Source organism: Brevibacillus gelatini (assembly GCF_050920745.1).
Taxonomy (GTDB): Bacteria; Bacillota; Bacilli; order Brevibacillales; family Brevibacillaceae; genus Brevibacillus; species Brevibacillus gelatini.
The window spans coordinates 2,169,918-2,187,975 of the sequence record NZ_CP154342.1 but is presented as its reverse complement, the minus strand read 5'-3'; the positions used below and the strand labels follow the sequence as shown (position 1 = coordinate 2,187,975).

Here is an 18,058-nt window from a genome sequence, read left to right as displayed (position 1 = left end):
TTGAGTGAACAGATGCAGTAACTTTCTTGCATACAAGGAAATAAGCATGCGAAAAAACGCAATTGTTTTCCTTCTCGTGCAAGAAAGCTTACTTCATCGGCTTCAACTCCAGTTCATCAAAGTACACTTATTTTACCACGCCGTATGGTTTCGATCAACGATCCGGCACGCTCCACAGCAAATGTCCCGGTGCTGCCAGTCTGCGCGCAAGAGCGACTGCCTCTTGCTCGCCTGACGAGCCGGACCGGGTGCTTTTCGTCATTTGTTGCTGCTTGCGGCTTCGTTTTCCTTCAGCTCCAGCGGATTTTTCTCCAGGAAGTTGGTCGCAAAATGACCCGAGACAAAATCAGGATGCTCCAACAGTTTTTCGTGGAACGGAATCGTCGTGTGCACGCCTTCGATCACGAATTCGGCAAGCGCCCGCTTCATGCGAGCAATCGCTTCTTCGCGCGTTGTGCCCCACGCAATCAGCTTCGCGACCATGGAATCGTAAAACGGCGAAATCTCGTAGCCCGGGTATACCGCGCTGTCTACGCGCACGCCGTAGCCTCCTGGCGGCAGGTAGTTGCGAACCTTCCCGGGGGATGGCATGAAGTTTTTCACAGGATTTTCCGCATTGATCCGGCATTCGATTGCCCAGCCGTTGATTTTGACGTCTTCCTGGGAAAAAGACAGCCGATTGCCTGCCGCGACCGAAATTTGCTCTTTGATAAGGTCGATGCCCGTAATCATTTCCGTAACCGGATGCTCGACCTGGATGCGCGTGTTCATTTCCATGAAGTAAAACTGTCCATGCCGATCGAGCAAAAACTCGACGGTGCCCGCTCCATGGTACGAAACCGCCTTTGCGGCCGCGACAGCCGCTTGTCCCATCCGCTCGCGCAGCTTTGGATCGAGTGCAGGAGATGGCGCTTCCTCCACCAGCTTCTGATGGCGACGCTGGATCGAGCAGTCCCGCTCGCCCAGGTGGACGACGTTGCCGTGCTTGTCGCCCATTACCTGAATTTCCACATGGCGCGGTTCCTCGACGTATTTTTCCAGGTACACGCCCGCGTTGCCAAAAGCTGTTTCCGCCTCTTTTTGCGCCTGGCGAATCGCTTTTTCCAGCTCTTCGGCGTCAAAGGCGACGCGCATGCCTCTGCCGCCTCCGCCCGCTGTCGCCTTGACGATGACGGGATAGCCGATGTTCTCGGCCACCTGCAGCGCTTCGTCGATGTCGTCGATCAGCCCGTCCGTGCCTGGGACGAGCGGCACATTCGCCGCGCTCATCGTCGCTTTGGCGACCGCCTTGTCTCCCATTTTTGTGATCGATTCCGGATCAGGGCCGATGAACGTAATGGAGCAATCCTGGCACAGTTGGGCAAACGAAGCGTTCTCCGCCAAAAAGCCGTAGCCGGGATGAATCGCATCCACGCCTGTGAGCAAGGCAACCGTCATGATCCGGGCCATGTTCAGGTAGCTGTCCTTGGACTCCTTCGGGCCGATACAATACGCTTCGTCAGCCAGTTCGACGTGCAGCGCTTCGCGGTCTGCTTCCGAGTAGACAGCGACTGTGGCGATTCCCAGCTCCTGGCACGCCCGGATAATGCGCACGGCGATCTCGCCGCGATTGGCAATCAATACTTTCGTGAACATAGGAACGCTCCTTCTTACTGTGGTTTGACGACCAGCAACGCTCTGCCGTAATCGACGAGTTGACCGTCTGGTACAAGCACTTCTGTTACGATCCCGGCCACCGGCGACACAATGTCAGACGACAGTTGCAGCGCGTCCACGGTGCAGCGTCCGACTACCTCCTGTGCCTTGATCGCCTGGCCAACGGTTACTTCTGCGGAAAAGATGCCGACAGCCGTGGACAGGACAAGCTGTGTCCCTTCCTCTGGCGCTTTTTCCTCGGCGACGGCTTCGACCGGCTCTGCCGCAACCGTCGCCGCTGCTTCCTGAAAGCCTTGCTCGACTTCGCTTGCTTGCTCAGGGAGCACGCCTGCCGCTATTGCGACAGGCTCGCTTTTTTTGATGACGATCCGGGTTTTGCCCTTTTGCCATTCCAGTTCCTCAATGGAGGACTGGTTCACCAGCTTGATAAATTCACGCAGTTCATGCAGCTTCATTCCAAGACGCTCCCCTCTTACAATGGGATGTTCCCATGCTTTTTATATGGACGGTCTTCCTGCTTGTTTCGAAGCATCTCCAACGCTTGAGCGACCTTCAGGCGCGTCTCGCGCGGGTCGATCACATCGTCGACCATGCCCAGGCTGGCTGCGACGTACGGATTGGCGAACTTCTCGCGGTATAGCGCGATTTTTTCCGCACGCGTCGCCGCCGGGTTTTCGCTGCTCTCGATCTCCTTGGCAAAAATGACATTGGCTGCGCCTTCCGGTCCCATCACGGCGATTTCCGCATTCGGCCAGGCGTAGACGATGTCCGCGCCAATCGACTTGGAGTTGAGCGCCACGTAAGCGCCGCCGTACGCCTTGCGCAAAATGACGGTGATCTTCGGCACAGTCGCTTCCGAATAGGCGTACAAAATTTTCGCGCCGTGGCGAATGATACCCCCGTGCTCCTGGTTGACCCCTGGGAAAAAGCCGGACACGTCCTCGAAGGTCAAAAGCGGGATGTTGAAGCAATCGCAGAAACGGATGAACCGCGCCAGCTTGTCGGAGGAATGAATGTCGAGTCCTCCTGCCATCACCTTCGGCTGGTTGGCGATAATCCCGACGCTGTGACCGTCGATGCGGGCCAGTCCGATGACGATGTTGCGCGCGAAGTTTGGCTGCACCTCCATGAAATCGCCAAAGTCGACGATTTTTTCAATCACCTTGCGCACATCGTACACTTTGGTGCTCTCGGCAGGCACCAGATCAAGCAGTTCTTCCTGCCAATCCTTGCCTGCTTCTCCTTCCACTACAGGGGCGCGATCGCGGTTGTTTTGCGGCAGGAAACTGAGCAGCCTGCGCACGCTTTCGAGTACCTCCTGCTCGGACTCGGCCGTGAAGTGGGCGTTGCCGCTGACCGTAGAATGCACCCGTGCTCCGCCCAAATCTTCGGCGGAAATTTTCTCGCCTGTTACCGTTTCGATCACTTTCGGGCCAGTGATGAACATCTGGCTCGTCTTTTCCACCATGAACACGAAGTCGGTAATGGCCGGAGAGTAGACGGCACCGCCAGCGCAAGGACCGAGAATGACCGAAATTTGCGGGATGACGCCGGAGTAGATCGCATTGCGGTAAAAAATCGTGCCGTAGCCGTCAAGCGAGCTGACCCCTTCCTGGATGCGTGCGCCGCCGGAGTCGTTCAGCCCGATGAACGGAGCGCCGTTTTTCGCCGCCAAATCCATTACCTTGGCGATTTTCATTGCGTGCATTTCACCGAGCGCGCCGCCAAACACGGTAAAATCTTGCGCGAACAAGTAGACAGGGCGTCCGTTGATTTTTCCGTAGCCCGTCACGACACCTTCGCCTGGCGCTTCCATCTGGTCCAGCCCAAAGTGCGTGGCCCGGTGCTCGACAAACGGATTCAGCTCCACGAACGTGTCCGGGTCGAGCAGCAGCTCGATCCGCTCACGGGCGGTCAGCTTGCCGCGGTTGTGCTGGGCATCAATGCGCGCATCGCCGCCGCCCAGCTGGATTTTAAATTTTCGTTCCATCAATTCGTCGATTTTTTCGTACATATCGCTCATCGTCCGACCTTCTTCCTGTTCCTCTATTTCATGATCGCTTTTTCGTAGATCGCTACCAGCTGCTGAACTGCGCTCGTCGGTGACAGCTCCCCGCTGGCGACAGACTGCTCAATCGCCGGAAGCATTTGCGCGACCGCTGGATTGCCGAAAAAGGTGGTGCGCAAATAGTCCTGCACCATGCTGTGCATCCAGTCGCGCAGCTGCGCCTTGCGCCTGGCCGCAAAGCTGCCTGATTTCACCGTCTTCTCGCGAAACTGTCCGATGACGTCCCAAATATCGGCAATACCTTCACCCGTCAACGCCGAGCACATGTAAGCCTTCGTCTCCCAACCGGATGTCGCAGGCTGCAAATAGTGCAAGACCCGGTTGTATTCGCCCTTGGCGATCAGCGCGCGGGTGCGGTTTTCCCCGTCTGCCTTGTTTATCACCAGCGCATCGGCGATTTCCATGATGCCTTTTTTGATGCCTTGCAGTTCGTCGCCTGCTCCTGTCAGCACGAGCAGCAAAAAGAAGTCGACCATCGACCTGACCGTCGTCTCGCTCTGCCCGACGCCGACTGTCTCGACCAAAATGACGTCGTATCCTGCCGCTTCGCAAATCAGCATCGTCTCCCGCGTCTTGCGGTTGACGCCGCCCAGCGTTCCGCCCGTCGCCGACGGCCGGATGAACGCCTGCGGATTGCGCGACAACAGCTCCATCCGCGTCTTGTCCCCGAGAATGCTGCCGCCCGTCACCGTGCTGCTCGGATCGACTGCCAGCACAGCGACGCGGTGGCCTTTTTCACACAGCATCGTGCCAAATGCCTCGATAAACGTACTCTTGCCCGCTCCCGGCACACCGGACACGCCGATGCGAATGGAATTTCCCGTGTGCGGCAAAAGCTGGCGGATCACCTCCTGAGCCATCTCCATATGGGCGGCGGAGTTGCTTTCGACAAGCGTAATTGCCTGCGCAAGCACGGTCCGGTTGTTTTCGCGCACGCCCTGGACGTACTGCTCGACGGAAAGGCGCGGGAGGCGAGCTTTGGAGGAAAAGTTCAGCGAAGCTTTGCCGTCTCCCCCTGCGCTCATGAGCCAGCAGCCTCCAGACGTTTTACAACCTCTTGCAAAACGTGCTGCGCCGCTACCGGAATGACCGTACCCGGACCGAAGATGGCGGCAGCGCCATGCTCGCGCAAGAAATCGTAGTCCTGTGGCGGAATAACCCCTCCGACGACGACGACGATGTCCTCGCGCCCCAGCTTTTTCAGCTCCTCGACGAGCTGCGGCAGCAGCGTCTTGTGCCCGGCGGCGAGCGAACTGAACCCGATTACGTGAACGTCGTTTTCCACCGCTTGCTTGGCGGTTTCCTCCGGTGTCTGGAACAGCGGCCCGATGTCGACGTCAAAGCCGAGATCGGCAAAAGCAGTCGCGATCACTTTGGCACCCCGGTCGTGCCCGTCCTGGCCCATTTTGGCGATCATGATGCGCGGGCGTCGGCCTTCCCACTGCTCGAACTCATCCGCCATCTTGCGCACTGCTGCCACTTCTTCGGCATCGGCGTATTCCGAACTGTAGATGCCGCTGACCGAGCGAATCACCGCTTTGTGGCGGCCGACCACTTTTTCGTAGGCATCCGAGATTTCTCCGAGCGAAGCCCGTGCCCGCGCCGCTTCAATCGCCAGCGCAAGCAGGTTGCCTTCGCCAGTGCGTGCGCACTCCGTAATCGCCGCCAGAGCCGCCTGCACTCTCGCCTCGTCGCGGTTTTGGCGCAGCTCCTGCAAACGCCGGATTTGCGCCTCGCGCACCGCTGTATTGTCGACTTCGAGAATTTCCAGCGGGTCTTCCTTGTCCAGACGGTATTTGTTTACACCGATAATCGCTTCCTTCGCCGAATCGATGTGCGCCTGGCGTCTCGCTGCCGCTTCCTCGATCTTCATTTTCGGCAGGCCTGTCTCAATCGCCTTGGCCATGCCGCCCAACGCTTCGATCTCTTCGATGTGCGCCCAAGCTCTTTCCACGAGCTGCTTCGTCAGCGACTCGACGTAGTACGAGCCTGCCCACGGATCGACGACCTTTGTAATCTGTGTCTCATCCTGCAAGAAAAGCTGTGTATTGCGCGCGATTCGCGCCGAAAAGTCCGTCGGCAGCGCGATGGCCTCGTCGAGTGCGTTCGTATGCAGGGACTGGGTATGCCCGAGCGCCGCTGCCATCGCTTCGATGCACGTCCGCACGACGTTGTTGTACGGGTCTTGCTCCGTCAGGCTCCAGCCGGATGTCTGCGAGTGGGTACGAAGTGCCATCGACTTTTCGTTTTTCGGATGGAACTGCTTGATGAGGTTCGCCCAGATCAGGCGGGCTGCCCGCATTTTCGCAACTTCCATGAAGTAGTTCATGCCGATTGCCCAGAAAAACGACAGACGCGGTGCGAATGCGTCGATGTCAATCCCGGCGGCAAGTCCTGTGCGCACGTACTCCAGACCGTCTGCCAGCGTGTACGCCAGCTCGATGTCCGCCGTCGCTCCCGCCTCCTGCATATGGTAACCGGAAATACTGATGCTGTTGAATTTCGGCATATGCTTCGAGGTGTAGGCGAAAATATCGGAAATGATTTTCATCGACGCTTCCGGCGGATAAATGTACGTATTGCGCACCATGTATTCCTTCAAAATGTCGTTTTGGATCGTTCCGGTCAACTGTTCCTGCGAGACGCCCTGTTCCTCCGCCGCCACGATGTAGAACGCCATGATCGGCAGCACCGCTCCGTTCATTGTCATCGAAACCGACATTTTGTCCAGCGGAATCCCGTCGAACAAAATTTTCATGTCGAGAATCGAGTCTACCGCTACCCCGGCCTTTCCGACATCGCCTACGACCCGCGGATGGTCGGAATCGTAGCCGCGGTGCGTCGCGAGGTCAAAGGCAATCGACAGCCCTTTTTGTCCCGCTGCCAAATTGCGGCGGTAAAAGGCGTTGCTCTCCTCCGCAGTGGAGAAACCGGCATATTGGCGCACCGTCCACGGCTGCGTCACGTACATCGTCGGATACGGCCCGCGAAAATACGGCGGCAGGCCCGGCATGTAGCCCAGATGCGTCATGCCTTGCAAATCTTCTTTTGTATAGAGAGGCTTGACGGGAATTTGCTCCAGCGTCTGCCAAATTTGCTCATCCAAAAGCTTTTTCGCTTCGGCGGATGCCACCTGGTTAGGAAACAGGTCGGAAATGTCCCGGCTGCCCCGATACGGCACTTTGGAAAAATCAGGTCTGTTCATCGTGAACTCACTCCTGTCCGCTCCTGAAGTTCTCGCAGCATCTCATAGCAATTCGTCCGCAGATGGATGCAGTCATCTACGCCAGCCGCCTTGTACGCGGCCAACTGCTCGGCGTCAGGCAACCCGGCTAGCAGCACCGTCATGTCAGCTGCTTCCTGCTTGAGCGCCTGGGCGAGCGGCGGCACCAGCTCGGGATAGCTCGCATCGTCGGAGCAGATGACGGTAATTTTCGCTCCGGAGGCGAGTGCCGCTTCCTTGGCATCTGCGGCAGTGCCGTATGCTTGCGGACGCAAAACCGCAAAGCCACCGACGGCGAAAAACTCGGCGGCAAAATCCGCCCTCGCCTTATGCTTCGCCACAGGGCCGACTGCCGCGAGAAAGACGCTCGGGCGCTGTCCGGTTCTGTGCGTATGTTCGTCCGCCTGCTTGCGGAGCGCTTCAAACGCCTCGGCCGCGCGGTGCGGACGCAGCGGAGCGATGACGGTCGCTGTTTGTCCGGAGCGGGTCAGTGCTTTTGTGAGATCGCCCACGGTCGCTCCGGCGAGCGCTGCCTGTACAGCCTGGCCAACCCAATTTTCTGCGTCATTCGCGAGCTTTGCCAACGCTTCGGTAAACGCAGATGGTGCTTTTTTCGCCCGATGCGCGCGCAGCTCGGCGATGCGCTGTTCATGCAGGGCAGGTGCTTCCTGCTGCGGCAACGGCTGCTCGGTCGGATTCGGATACATGTTCGTGCCGACGATGCGGCTTTTGCGCTCGGCGATGTCTTTTGCCTTGCGTGCAGCGCTCTCGGCAATCAAGTCTTGCGGGAAGCCTGTCGCAAGCGCACGGATCATGCCGCCCTTTTCCTCCACCTGCAAAAACAGCTCCCACGCTTTTTTGGCCAGCTCATCCGTGAGCCATTCCACGTACCACGAGCCGCCGGCAGGGTCTGCCACCTTCGCCAGGTGTGCCTCCTGCTCCAAAATAATTTGCGTGTTGCGGGCGATGCGCCGGGAAAATTCGTTTGCCGGGCGAATCGCTTCGTCGAACGCCGACACGTGCAGACTGTCTACCCCGCCGACGATCGCTGAAAACGCTTCCGTTGTCGCGCGCAGCATGTTGACGTACGGATCGTACACCGTTTTCGTCCAGGTGGCTGTCCGCGCGTGAATCTTCATCTTTTGCGCCTCAACCGAACCTCCGTACGATGCGACGATGTTCGCCCACAGCAGCTTCGCGGCACGCAGCTTCGCGATTTCCATGAACACATCAGAGCCGACGGCAAAAGAAAACTGCATCCGGCCCGCCGCTTCCTCAATGGTCAGCCCGCGCTCCAGCATGGCCTGAATGTAATCAACACCCGTCGCAAGCGTAAACGCAAGCTCGGCAACGGCATGACCGCCGCCTTCGTAGTAGGGGTTTCCTTGGACGAGAATCGTCCTTAGCTGCGGCGCATGTTCGCTCGCCCAGCGCGTTACTTTCGCCATGGCGTCAAACGCCGTGTCCAGCGAGTACGCAAGCTCGCCTTCTGCAAGCAGCGTTGCCAGCGGATCTTGGCCGATACAGCCGCGCAGCTTCTCTGCTTTTTGTCCGTTCGCTTCCAGATGAGCCAACAACAGGGCAAATACCGGCAAGCCGAGCGGCCCGGATTGAATGAACAGCGGCAGTTCCTCCAGATTCATGCCGCGCAGCGCTTCGCCCAGCTCCTCTACAGAAAACAGGGAAACGCCCCCCGCTCCAATGTCCTCCGGCAGCGCTTCATCCGGGTCCAGTCCCGCCCGCGCTGCCCGGTCGAGGACGAGGTGCAGCATCGTTTGTCCGCGAGCCAGATCCGCGAGAGCCGTTTCGTTAAACGACCTGGCGTCCGGGACCGTTATTTCCTGACAGACCGCCCAGCGCTGTGCGCCGCTTTCGTACGGACTTTTCGTTCCCCTCACAAATGGCGCCTGGCCCGGCTCTGCGTCCAGGTGTGGCAGCCCTGCGACATCTTCCGTCCGGTAAATCGGTTGGCGGACGATTCCTTCATAGGTCTTGGTCAACAGTTTGGCGTCGAATGACGCGCCCTTCAACGATTTTTCTGCCGCTTCCCGCCACTGTTCGTACGTTGGCACGGGAAACTGCGTAAACAGTGTGTCTTTGTTCACTTGTTCAGACCTCCCTTCCATAGCATTTTCCTTCTAGGTGAGTTTTACTAGAAACAGCGGCTGACCAAGCTCAACCAACTGACCGTTTTCCACCAATACTTGAACGATTTCTCCTTTTACCTCTGCTTCAATCTCGTTAAACAGCTTCATCGCCTCGACAATACAAACGATGCTCGACGGCTCGACGCGGTCGCCCACCGAAACGTACGGCGGAGCATCCTCGGCCGGAGCGGCATAAAAGGTCCCGACCATCGGAGAGGTAATTTTGTGCAAACTTTCTGTCTGTTCTACATTTGCCGCAGGAGCTGGTTTTTCTGCTACAGCTACAGGCTGAGGCTTCGGTTGCTGGACGGGTGCTTTTTCAGGTTGGGGCAAGGCAACGACCGCAGCCGCTTTTTTGCCAGGCTCTGTCTTTTGCACGTAAACCGCCTTGTCGGCTGTCGCCATTTCGTTTGCGCGTCGTTTGATGAGCAGGCGGGATTCCTCGTCAGTTACTTCGAGTGATTCTATGTCGGTCTGTTCCAACAGCTTTACAAGTTCTCTCAGTTCATAGATCGTCAGCACAGCTATTCCTCCCGGGTTCCGAGTCTGTATGTCACGAACCGACTGGTTGGTCTGTAAAGGGTCTACTAGACCGACCAGTTGGTCTTTTGATGATTATAACAAATATCTGAATAATAGTACAGACCAACCAGTCAGTCTGCGCGTTCCAATAAATAACGGACCGTGAAGCGACTATGCCCCTGCTTTTCCGTCAGCAAACAGCAACTAGCCGCCTGATCCTTCTGCTTTTCCCTGTATTTAAAACAGCTTGAACGACGTTTCGCCAGACGTCAGGAAAAAACGGTTGAACGCCGGATTTTCCATCGCCTCGGGCTTCAAAACGGAATGCAGCACCATGTCGGCGTAAATGTCCGCGATCTGCTCGATCGAATACGTCCCTGTTTTCTGATACCATTTGTAAATCCAGTTGACCATGCCGAAAATCGCCATGGAGACGATTGGCACTGGCAGCTCCGGCCGAAATTCGCCTGACTTGATCCCGTCCGAGATGACGGTAAACATGATCTCTTTGTAGCGATCTCGCTTCGTTTCAATATCCGAAAAATATTCCGGAGTCAAAAAGAGGCTTTCCTGATAAAAAATCGTTACCTGTGAGCGGTACAGATCAATCATCATGACAAACGATTTTACGATAGCCTGCAGGCGTTCCGTCGGCGTATCCCATTTCTCGTAAGCTTCCTCTGCTTTTTCCAGAACGTACGTAATGAATTGATCGTGAATGATGTAGAGGAGTTCATCCTTGGATTTGAAGTTGTGATAAAATCCTCCCTTCGAGGTTCCGCTTTCCTTGACGATTTGGTCGACGGTCACCCGGTGGTAGCCATGTGCTTCGAACAGGCGCATGGATGTTTCGATGATTCGTTCTCTGATTGATTTTTCGCTCATGATCTTCACCCGAGTTCATTATAGCATAGAAATTCATTTCTCAATGGCCGATTGCACGAGCCACAGCCAGGCAGGAAAAACGCCGATTTTTCATCGGGCGAAAAATCGGCGTCCCTTTTAGAGGATGGCTATTCGCTTGTGGAGGCTGGAACTGCACCCAAATACTCTTCCAGGGTAATGCCTTGCGCTTTGATTTCTTGGGCGATTTCTGTTCCGACGTAGCGCAAATGCCACGGTTCGTATATGTAGCCGGTAATCGCCTCTTTGCCTTCCGGATAGCGGATGATAAAGCCGTATTCCTGGGCGTGCTCGGCAAGCCACTTCGCTTCTTTTGTGTCGGCAAAGCAGCTCGTTGCCGCACACTTGCCGTCAATGCCGGAGACGTCAATCGCAAGTCCTGTCTCATGCTCGCTCGTGCCGGGCACGGCGCTGTACGTGCGCGCTTTTTCCAGACCGTCTTTTTGCACGTAGCGGTTGAACAGCGCTTTTTGATACGCGTGGGAACGGTAGGCGGATACGCCTGCAAGTGAGATGCCGTCTGCTTTCGCCGCTGCAAACAGCGCTTCCAGTGCCGTTGCTGCCTCTTTGCGCAGCTTGCGCTTTTCGCTCTTTTCCGGGAGCAAATAAGGCACGTTTGGGAAAACGAGATCCGTTGGCGAGTAGTTTTCCGGGAGCTTGCGCTGCTTGTTGACGAGAACGGCCATGCTCGCTGGCTCGGCGACTACCTCGATGTCCGCAAGCATCGCCTCTGTATCGGCGGCTGCTTTGGCAGGCTGCTTTTTCGGCGGTTGGGCTTCTGCTTGCTGCGCCTCATCCGGCTTGGCCTCAGCAGGCGGCGCGGCTTGCGCAGGAGGTGCCTGCTGCTGATCCGCAGGTTTGCTTTCCTTTGGCTCTGCGCTCTCCTGCTTCGTCTGTTCCGGCGCTGTCACGGTCGGAGCCGCATTTTCCTGCTCGGCAGGCATGGCCAATCCGCTGCACCCCGACAGCGCGAGCAACGCTGCCGTTACCAGTATGATCGGATGGTTTGTACAATTGGCAAAACGTTTCATCTTGGCGTCCTTTCGAATCGGGCCCGGCTGCAATTCCTGCCCTGAAGGTGGTAGGTACGTCCTGCAAAGTGGAAGTACATACCCATTATGACATAATTCGGACCCGTTTCGTTACAGGAACGTTGGCTGGATCGGCAAAAAATCATCCTGCCATCCCACGCGATCAGTCTTTTTTCGCAAAGTACGTGGCGAGCACCGAGCCGGACAAATTGTGCCAGACGCTGAAAATGGCGCTCGGAACGGCTGCCAGCGGGTTGAAGTGAGCGGCGGCAAGTGCCGCGCCGAGACCGGAGTTTTGCATCCCCGTTTCCAGCGTGACCGCTTTGCGCTTGGCCAGGTTCAGCCCGAACAGTTTGGCGAAAAAGTAGCCAAGCAAGTAGCCGAGTACATTGTGCAGGATGACGACTGCAAAAATCATCATGCCCGTTTCGACGATTTTGCCTTTGTTCAGCGCGACGACGATGGCCACGATCAGCACAATCGCGATGGTCGATACGAGCGGCAGCGCTTTTGCACTCGCCTCCGCCTGCTTGCCGAAAAACGCTTTGACGATGACACCGAGCACAATCGGCACAATGACAACCAGGACAATATCGAGAAACAGCGACTTTGCATCAATCGCCATCCATTTGCCAGCCAAAAGCGAGATGAGTGCCGGCGTGGCAATCGGCGCAATCAGTGTGGACACAGCAGCGATAGACACACCAAGCGCCACGTCCCCTTTTGACAAATAGGTCATGACGTTGGACGCCGTTCCGCTTGGACAGCAGCCCACCAAAATGACACCGACGGCAATATCAGGCGGGAGCTGCAACGTAACCGCGAGAAGAAACGCGAGCGAAGGCATAATCAAATAGTGGCCGACGACGCCGATCAGCACATCGACTGGCCTGCGAAACACTTCACGGAAATCTTCGGACGACAGTGTCAACCCCATTCCGAACATAATGATTCCGAGCAAAAAAGAAATGTAGCCTTTTCCGCCGACGAACGCTTCCGGCATGAAAAACCCGAGAATGGCAAACAGGATCACCCAGAGTGAAAACGTGCTGCCGACAAACTTGCTGATTCTCTCCACAGTATGCATGTTTTTCTCTCCTAACTCTTTCTTCATTTTTTATATATTTAAAATATTTTCGATTATACTGCACATCCTTTGAATGTTCTATCCTTTTCGGCCATTCTCTCCATACGAAAAACCTATACAGCTATAGTCTACTCGCAAAAAGACAACAAAAAGACCGCCATTCCCTAAATCCATAGAGAATGGCGGCCAGACCTCACGTTGCGATATGAACTGCAACTCGCGTTATTTGTTTTCAAACAGCTTTTTGTACTCGCCGAAGCCTTCTTCTTCCAGCCTGTCTTTTGGAATGAAGCGCAGCGCCGCAGAGTTGATGCAGTAGCGCAAGCCGTTTTCCCCCGGACCGTCCTCGAACACGTGCCCGAGATGGGAATCCGCGTGCTTGCTGCGCACCTCTGTGCGAATCATGTTGTGACTCAAGTCGAGGTGCTCGGTTACGTTGTCACTTTCCAGCGGTTTGGTAAAGGACGGCCAGCCGCAGCCCGAATCGAATTTGTCCAACGAAGAAAACAGCGGCTCGTTGGAGACGATGTCGACGTAGATCCCCTCTTCCTTGTGGTTCCAGAACTCGTTGGCAAACGGAGGCTCGGTGCCGTTGTTTTGCGTCACTTCATACTGAAGCGGCGTCAGTTTCTTTTTCAATTCTTCCTGCTTCTGTTTGTCGCGCCACGCTTCCTTGATGAACTTCGCTCTGCCGGACGCTAGCTTGTAATATTGATAGCGCAGCGGATTTTTCTTGTAGTAATCCTGGTGATACTCTTCTGCCGGGTAAAACGGCTTGGCAGGCAAAATCAAGGTCGCAATCGGCTTTTGAAAACGGCCGCTTTGCGCAAGCTCCTCGCGCGACTGGATCGCCAGCCGTTCCTGTTCGGGGCTGTGATAGAAAATGGCCGGGGCGTACGATTGTCCGCGATCTCCGAACTGGCCGCCCGCATCTGTCGGGTCGATTTGCCTCCAGAACATCTGCAAAAGTTCCTCGTAGGAGATGAGCGCAGGATCGTACGTGATCTGTACCGCTTCATAGTGTCCAGTCGTACCGGAGCATACCTGTTCATAGGTCGGGTTTTCCACATGTCCGCCTGTATAGCCGGATACAACCTTTTGAATCCCTGGCAGTTTGTCAAACGGGCTGACCATGCACCAGAAGCAGCCACCCGCAAAGGTCGCCGTTTCAAACCGGGAATGTTCGCTGTTCATGCCTTTCGCCTCCTGAAATTTACAGCAGCTTCGCTACCACCGATTGTACATGGTTTGCAAAATGAAAGTCCACTCTGCAACTGTCGCCAAAAGCAACGGGAAAAGACGACCCGTACGCTCGAAAATCGCAAATACGATCATAGGTGAGCTGTGCCGGGTCATTTTTTCCCGTTTGCGTCCATTGTTCTAAACGTTGCAGCGATTCGGACGATCGGCAAGCTGGTGTGCAGTCTGCTTCCTGTGTACGCTGGCGACGATCACGCCTGCGACGATCAAAAGCGAGCCGCCCACCTGAATCGCCGTCACCTGCGAGCCGAGCAGCAAAAAGCCGACGAGCATCGCGACAAACGGCTGCAGGTTGAGAAAAATCGCCGCTTTTCCTGTGCCGACAATTTTCAGTTGCGAGTTCCAGACGATCCCGCATACCCCTTGCATGAGGATCGCTGTAACGATCAGCATCCCCCAGGCCCACGCTTCATGGCTGATGTGCGCTGAGGAATCAAGCGACAGCATCGCCGCAGGTGTCAAAAACAGCGTCCCGACCGTCGTCGAGTACACGGTCGTAATGAACGGCTGCATCGTCTGCGTCAGCTTGCGGATGATAATCATCGACGCTGAGAACGTCACCATCGCAATCACAATTAATAGCACGCCTTTGGAGATGGAGAGACCCGCTCCAATCCCCACGACGAAAAACGTGCCGAGCAAGGCGATGCCCGAACCGATTTTCATGCGCAGCGTAAATTGCTCCTTCAAAAACAGCGAAGCCAAAACGGCTGTCACAATCGGCGCGAGCGACAGGATCAGCGAGGCCGTCGTGGCATCTGTCGTCAGCAATCCGTTGAAATACGCCGTCTGATTGGCCAGTGTGCCGATGAGTCCGAGCAAGACGAGCAGCCCCAGCTCGCGCAGCGTAATTTTTACAAATTTTTTCGTCAGCCAGGCGTACAAAATCAAAAACAGCGACGTGAAAATCAGCCGGACATCGGCGAGAAACAGCGGTGGAAACTCTTTGACCAGCATACTCCCGAACACAAAGTTGCTTCCCCACAGCGTCACACAAAAAAGCAGCAGCAAGTATGAGCGAATCATCGTTTTTCCTTCTTTCACCGTACATGATACAATCCCGTATGCAATCGTACATGAGAAGGCCAAAAAAGTCCATGTGCGGATGCGCAATGGCTGGCATGAGATTGTATCATGCGGATCGCCGGGAAACCACGGGCATTTTTCATGCTGAGTCGATGAGCAATATCTGCTCCTGCATGAAACCAATCGTTGTCCTTCCTCTGAAATTAGGTGTGGAAAATATTAGGAATATGATATACTTGATGGGAGTTTTGATAAACTGGAAAAAGGCAATTGGACTGACCGTGGGATGGGATTACTGCGGACAGACAACCGGAATTTCCTATTTTTTCACCCCCCTTTCCAAGGAGGATGGATTGGTTTGGATGCGATTCGTGAATATGTCAGAACAAAATTGCTTTGGAACTTAGCAGCAGCATTTATTTTGGTTGCCCTGCCTTATTTTTTTCAAATTCAACTGGAGAGCAGAGAAACTTTACTGGGAGGAATCGTGTTCTTCATCATTCTCACCCTTTTTGACATCCTGAGCATTTCCGGAAGGCTCAACCCGTAGAAGTCATGTTGGTAGCCGCCAACAAAAAACCTCGATTTCCTGTTTGCCAAGGAAATCGAGGTTTTGCTGTGTATTCGGGTCTTGCCATTTTTTCAGGATTGCGCTTCTTCCGCATCCTGCGGTTCTTTTTGCGCATGCTCCTGCGTGCTGTCCTCCTGCGTCGCTGGCTGTTGCTGTTGCGGTTTTTCCTCATTCGGCTTCGGCGCTTCCGTCTTGTTTTCTGTCTCGGCTTTCGCCGGAGCAAGCGCACTGGCTACGAGCAACGCGTACGCCCGTGCGCCCTCGGAGTTGAGATGCACGCCGTCTTTGTAAAAGTACGAATTTTTCCCGGCGCTTGCCGCGTGCCAGTCGATCAGCTTGATGTTCGGATGGGCTGCGGCTACCTCTGCCAACGTCTGGTTGACCACACTCTCCCACGGCTTCGGAACCCGCGTATTGATGACGATGATCTGCTCAACGCCATCCAATGCCTGTAGCAGCTTGTCGAGCTGACCTTTGCTAAAGGAGCCATTCGTTCCCAGCTCGATGATGACCCGATTGCCCAGCCGCCCTTGCGCTTTCAGTGCGGCAATCGCCTCAGGCGCTTGCGACATTTGCCGACCGACTTTGCCGTCTATCACGATTCCGGGCAAAAGCTTTTCCAGGTACGGCTGCACATCGAGCATCACCGAGTCGCCAATGGCGGTAATTCCTTTGCCGGAATGGATGGCAACGGCTGGGGCATCCGAAGCTTTCGGCTGTTTGGAATCGGCGGAATTGCCCTGATTTTGCGCGGGCTTTGTACTGTCTGCAGCAGGTTTGGTTGCGTTTGGCTTTGTTTCGTTTTTTGGCTTTGCCGCCGTCTGGTTGTCTGGCTTCGCTGTCGGGTCCGGCTTTTTCACAGCGACTGGCACTTGTGGGCCGTGCAGCTTTCCGGCACTTTCGGCAACTTGCTGCTTTTTCCCTGCGTCTTCTGCGGCAGAGGACGACTCCACCGGCTTTGGCTGCGGGAAGCTGTCGCCTGCGGAAGCGCCGGACGTCAAGGTCGCGACGCCAAAGTAAATGACGCACAGCGCAAAGGCGCAGCCTGTGGCCAATATGCGGGTGGAGCGCCTGGAAGCCCCCCGCTTTTTCGCCGAGCCAAGCTTCGCCCACAGTCTGCCCAGCGCACCATGGCGAATCGGCTCCTCCACATATTTCCAGGACAAAGCGGCCAGCACAATGCAAACGGTTAGCTGCAAGAGGGCGCGCAGGACAGCGGACCATCCTCCGTCCTCCACAACCGTCGGGCTTGTGAGCACAATCACGGGATAGTGCCACAAATAAATCCCGTATGAGCGCACACCAAGCCATCTGAGCGGCTTGCAGCCCATCCATCTCGCCAGGACGCTTGCCGGATGGGCGAGGACGGCTACCAAAACCGCACTTGCTACCGACAGCAGCACCAGGCCGCCCTGATACAAAAAGTCATCGTACTGGTTCGTCTTCCAGATCGACAAAAGCAAAATCGCAAGACTCGCGCCACCGACCAAGTCCAGTGTCAGACGCGCCTTGCCGGAGAGGGTAGCGGTCAGCTTGCGACTCGGCCAGACCATCGCCAGCGCCGCTCCGATCAACAGGGCGAACACCCGTGTATCGGTTCCGTAGTAAATCCGGCTCGGGTCTTCTCCCGGCACGTAAAGCGCAGCCATCAGGATTGCCGAGCCTGCCGCAAGAGCAAGCGTCAGCATCACGAGCGGACCGCGGCGTCTGAGCATGGACAGTCCGAACGCGACCAACAGCGGCCAGATCAGGTAAAACTGCTCCTCGACCGCAAGCGACCAGAGATGACCGAGCGGCGAAGGCGGGCCAAACTTTTCAAAATACGACACTTCGGAAAAGACCAGCCACCAGTTGCTGACATAGAAAATGGCTGCCCACACATCCCCGCGCAAGCGTCCCATCTGCTCCGGGACAAACAGCGCAACGCTGACCGAGACAACAGCCAGCAGCAACAACAGCGCTGGCAGAAGCCGTCTGGCCCTGCGCAGCCAGAAGTCTTTCATATCCAATCGCCCGTGTCTGCTCCACTGGGCGATCAGCAAATCGGTAATCAGGTAGCCGGAGAGGACGAAAAAAATACCGACTCCGAGCAGTCCTCCCGGTGCCCAATTGTAATTGACGTGATAAATAATGACTGCGAGTACCGCCAGTGCCCTCAGCCCGTCGATTCCGGGCATGTAACGGCTGTTGGAACCCTTGATCGGTTCAGGCATGCTGGCGGCCTCCTCTGCTGTTTGTTTGGCGAGTCCGTACTTCCACTTGCTTGTGCGTCAGATCCTTGCCATTCGAAAAAATCAATGCTTTGTACTTGCTTGCCGTGCTCGCCATGCAGTTCATCGGCACTCTCCCCTTTTGATTCCGTTCTGTTTCGTTTGTTTGTTGACGGGGGCAGTCATTACACATCGGGAATTGCGTGCTATATGAATGCAAAAACCCCAGGTTTCCGTCGTATTTGCAGAAGAAAACGGGGGTTGGTTTCGTTCATTATCAGCAGTGGAAAATGAATCCTCCCATCATCATTGCCCGTATCCAGGATGTGGTGCCCTACGTTCTATCTGTAAATG

General features: G+C 55.8%; 15 protein-coding genes. 1 reads left to right on the top strand and 14 read right to left on the bottom strand.

The genetic code is table 11. The features are described from left to right. Positions 1-258 precede the first annotated feature (258 nt). From accC to AAFJ72_RS10845, 12 genes are all read right to left on the bottom strand, one after another. Positions 259-1,635: an acetyl-CoA carboxylase biotin carboxylase subunit gene (gene accC, locus AAFJ72_RS10900; RefSeq protein ID WP_432777081.1), complete on the bottom strand. Its 1,377-nt coding sequence runs from the start codon at positions 1,633-1,635 to the stop codon at positions 259-261. A gap of 14 nt (positions 1,636-1,649) precedes the next feature. Next, positions 1,650-2,111, bottom strand: a complete 462-nt coding sequence (locus AAFJ72_RS10895) for an acetyl-CoA carboxylase biotin carboxyl carrier protein (RefSeq protein WP_122903877.1) — start codon at positions 2,109-2,111, stop codon at positions 1,650-1,652. A 17-nt stretch (positions 2,112-2,128) separates the two neighbouring features. After that, positions 2,129-3,679 carry an acyl-CoA carboxylase subunit beta gene (locus tag AAFJ72_RS10890; protein WP_432777080.1) on the bottom strand — a complete coding sequence of 517 codons (1,551 nt, stop codon included), beginning with the start codon at positions 3,677-3,679 and terminating at the stop codon, positions 2,129-2,131. 23 nt (positions 3,680-3,702) lie between these two features. After that, entirely contained in the window at positions 3,703-4,749 is a 1,047-nt protein-coding gene (meaB, locus tag AAFJ72_RS10885) for a methylmalonyl Co-A mutase-associated GTPase MeaB (RefSeq protein ID WP_432777079.1), read from the bottom strand. Further along, positions 4,746-6,929 carry a methylmalonyl-CoA mutase gene (scpA, locus tag AAFJ72_RS10880; RefSeq protein WP_432777078.1) on the bottom strand — a complete coding sequence of 728 codons (2,184 nt, stop codon included), beginning with the start codon at positions 6,927-6,929 and terminating at the stop codon, positions 4,746-4,748. The genes meaB and scpA overlap by 4 nt, the downstream gene beginning before the upstream one ends. Next, entirely contained in the window at positions 6,926-9,052 is a 2,127-nt protein-coding gene (locus AAFJ72_RS10875) for a methylmalonyl-CoA mutase family protein (RefSeq protein ID WP_432777077.1), read from the bottom strand. The genes scpA and AAFJ72_RS10875 overlap by 4 nt, the downstream gene beginning before the upstream one ends. A gap of 33 nt (positions 9,053-9,085) precedes the next feature. Next, positions 9,086-9,616, bottom strand: a complete 531-nt coding sequence (gene accB / locus AAFJ72_RS10870; protein WP_432777076.1) for an acetyl-CoA carboxylase biotin carboxyl carrier protein — start codon at positions 9,614-9,616, stop codon at positions 9,086-9,088. Between the two features lie 237 nt (positions 9,617-9,853). Continuing rightward, entirely contained in the window at positions 9,854-10,501 is a 648-nt protein-coding gene (locus AAFJ72_RS10865; RefSeq protein ID WP_432777075.1) for a TetR/AcrR family transcriptional regulator, read from the bottom strand. Positions 10,502-10,629: 128 nt separating this feature from the next. Next, complete coding sequence (locus tag AAFJ72_RS10860; RefSeq protein ID WP_432777074.1) at positions 10,630-11,550, bottom strand: M15 family metallopeptidase; 921 nt, start codon at positions 11,548-11,550, stop codon at positions 10,630-10,632. Positions 11,551-11,713: 163 nt separating this feature from the next. Further along, complete coding sequence (locus tag AAFJ72_RS10855) at positions 11,714-12,637, bottom strand: bile acid:sodium symporter family protein (protein ID WP_432777073.1); 924 nt, start codon at positions 12,635-12,637, stop codon at positions 11,714-11,716. 222 nt (positions 12,638-12,859) lie between these two features. Next, the gene (msrA, locus tag AAFJ72_RS10850) at positions 12,860-13,831 is read right to left on the bottom strand and encodes a peptide-methionine (S)-S-oxide reductase MsrA (RefSeq protein ID WP_432777072.1); all 972 of its coding nucleotides are present in this window, start codon (positions 13,829-13,831) and stop codon (positions 12,860-12,862) included. A 186-nt stretch (positions 13,832-14,017) separates the two neighbouring features. Further along, positions 14,018-14,923: a DMT family transporter gene (locus AAFJ72_RS10845; RefSeq protein WP_432777071.1), complete on the bottom strand. Its 906-nt coding sequence runs from the start codon at positions 14,921-14,923 to the stop codon at positions 14,018-14,020. Between the two features lie 358 nt (positions 14,924-15,281). Between AAFJ72_RS10845 and AAFJ72_RS10840 the strand changes: the two genes are divergently transcribed. Then, positions 15,282-15,473, top strand: a complete 192-nt coding sequence (locus tag AAFJ72_RS10840) for a hypothetical protein (RefSeq protein WP_432777070.1) — start codon at positions 15,282-15,284, stop codon at positions 15,471-15,473. Positions 15,474-15,565: 92 nt separating this feature from the next. Here AAFJ72_RS10840 and AAFJ72_RS10835 read toward each other — a convergent pair whose 3' ends face one another. Further along, complete coding sequence (locus tag AAFJ72_RS10835) at positions 15,566-17,707, bottom strand: acyltransferase family protein (RefSeq protein ID WP_432777069.1); 2,142 nt, start codon at positions 17,705-17,707, stop codon at positions 15,566-15,568. Further along, positions 17,700-17,831 carry a hypothetical protein gene (locus tag AAFJ72_RS10830; protein ID WP_432777068.1) on the bottom strand — a complete coding sequence of 44 codons (132 nt, stop codon included), beginning with the start codon at positions 17,829-17,831 and terminating at the stop codon, positions 17,700-17,702. Before AAFJ72_RS10830 ends, AAFJ72_RS10835 begins: the two co-directional genes overlap by 8 nt. Between the last annotated feature and the right edge of the window lie 227 nt (positions 17,832-18,058).

Bases quoted from the DNA above. Each gene is read 5' to 3' on its own strand.
- accC (WP_432777081.1), bottom strand. From the start codon at position 1,635: ATGTTCACGAAAGTATTGATTGCCAATCGCGGCGAGATCGCCGTGCGC.
- AAFJ72_RS10895 (WP_122903877.1), bottom strand. From the start codon at position 2,111: ATGAAGCTGCATGAACTGCGTGAATTTATCAAGCTGGTGAACCAGTCC.
- AAFJ72_RS10890 (WP_432777080.1), bottom strand. From the start codon at position 3,679: ATGAGCGATATGTACGAAAAAATCGACGAATTGATGGAACGAAAATTT.
- meaB (WP_432777079.1), bottom strand. From the start codon at position 4,749: ATGAGCGCAGGGGGAGACGGCAAAGCTTCGCTGAACTTTTCCTCCAAA.
- scpA (WP_432777078.1), bottom strand. From the start codon at position 6,929: ATGAACAGACCTGATTTTTCCAAAGTGCCGTATCGGGGCAGCCGGGAC.
- AAFJ72_RS10865 (WP_432777075.1), bottom strand. From the start codon at position 10,501: ATGAGCGAAAAATCAATCAGAGAACGAATCATCGAAACATCCATGCGC.
- AAFJ72_RS10860 (WP_432777074.1), bottom strand. From the start codon at position 11,550: ATGAAACGTTTTGCCAATTGTACAAACCATCCGATCATACTGGTAACG.
- AAFJ72_RS10855 (WP_432777073.1), bottom strand. From the start codon at position 12,637: ATGCATACTGTGGAGAGAATCAGCAAGTTTGTCGGCAGCACGTTTTCA.
- msrA (WP_432777072.1), bottom strand. From the start codon at position 13,831: ATGAACAGCGAACATTCCCGGTTTGAAACGGCGACCTTTGCGGGTGGC.
- AAFJ72_RS10845 (WP_432777071.1), bottom strand. From the start codon at position 14,923: ATGATTCGCTCATACTTGCTGCTGCTTTTTTGTGTGACGCTGTGGGGA.
- AAFJ72_RS10835 (WP_432777069.1), bottom strand. From the start codon at position 17,707: ATGCCTGAACCGATCAAGGGTTCCAACAGCCGTTACATGCCCGGAATC.
- AAFJ72_RS10830 (WP_432777068.1), bottom strand. From the start codon at position 17,831: ATGAACTGCATGGCGAGCACGGCAAGCAAGTACAAAGCATTGATTTTT.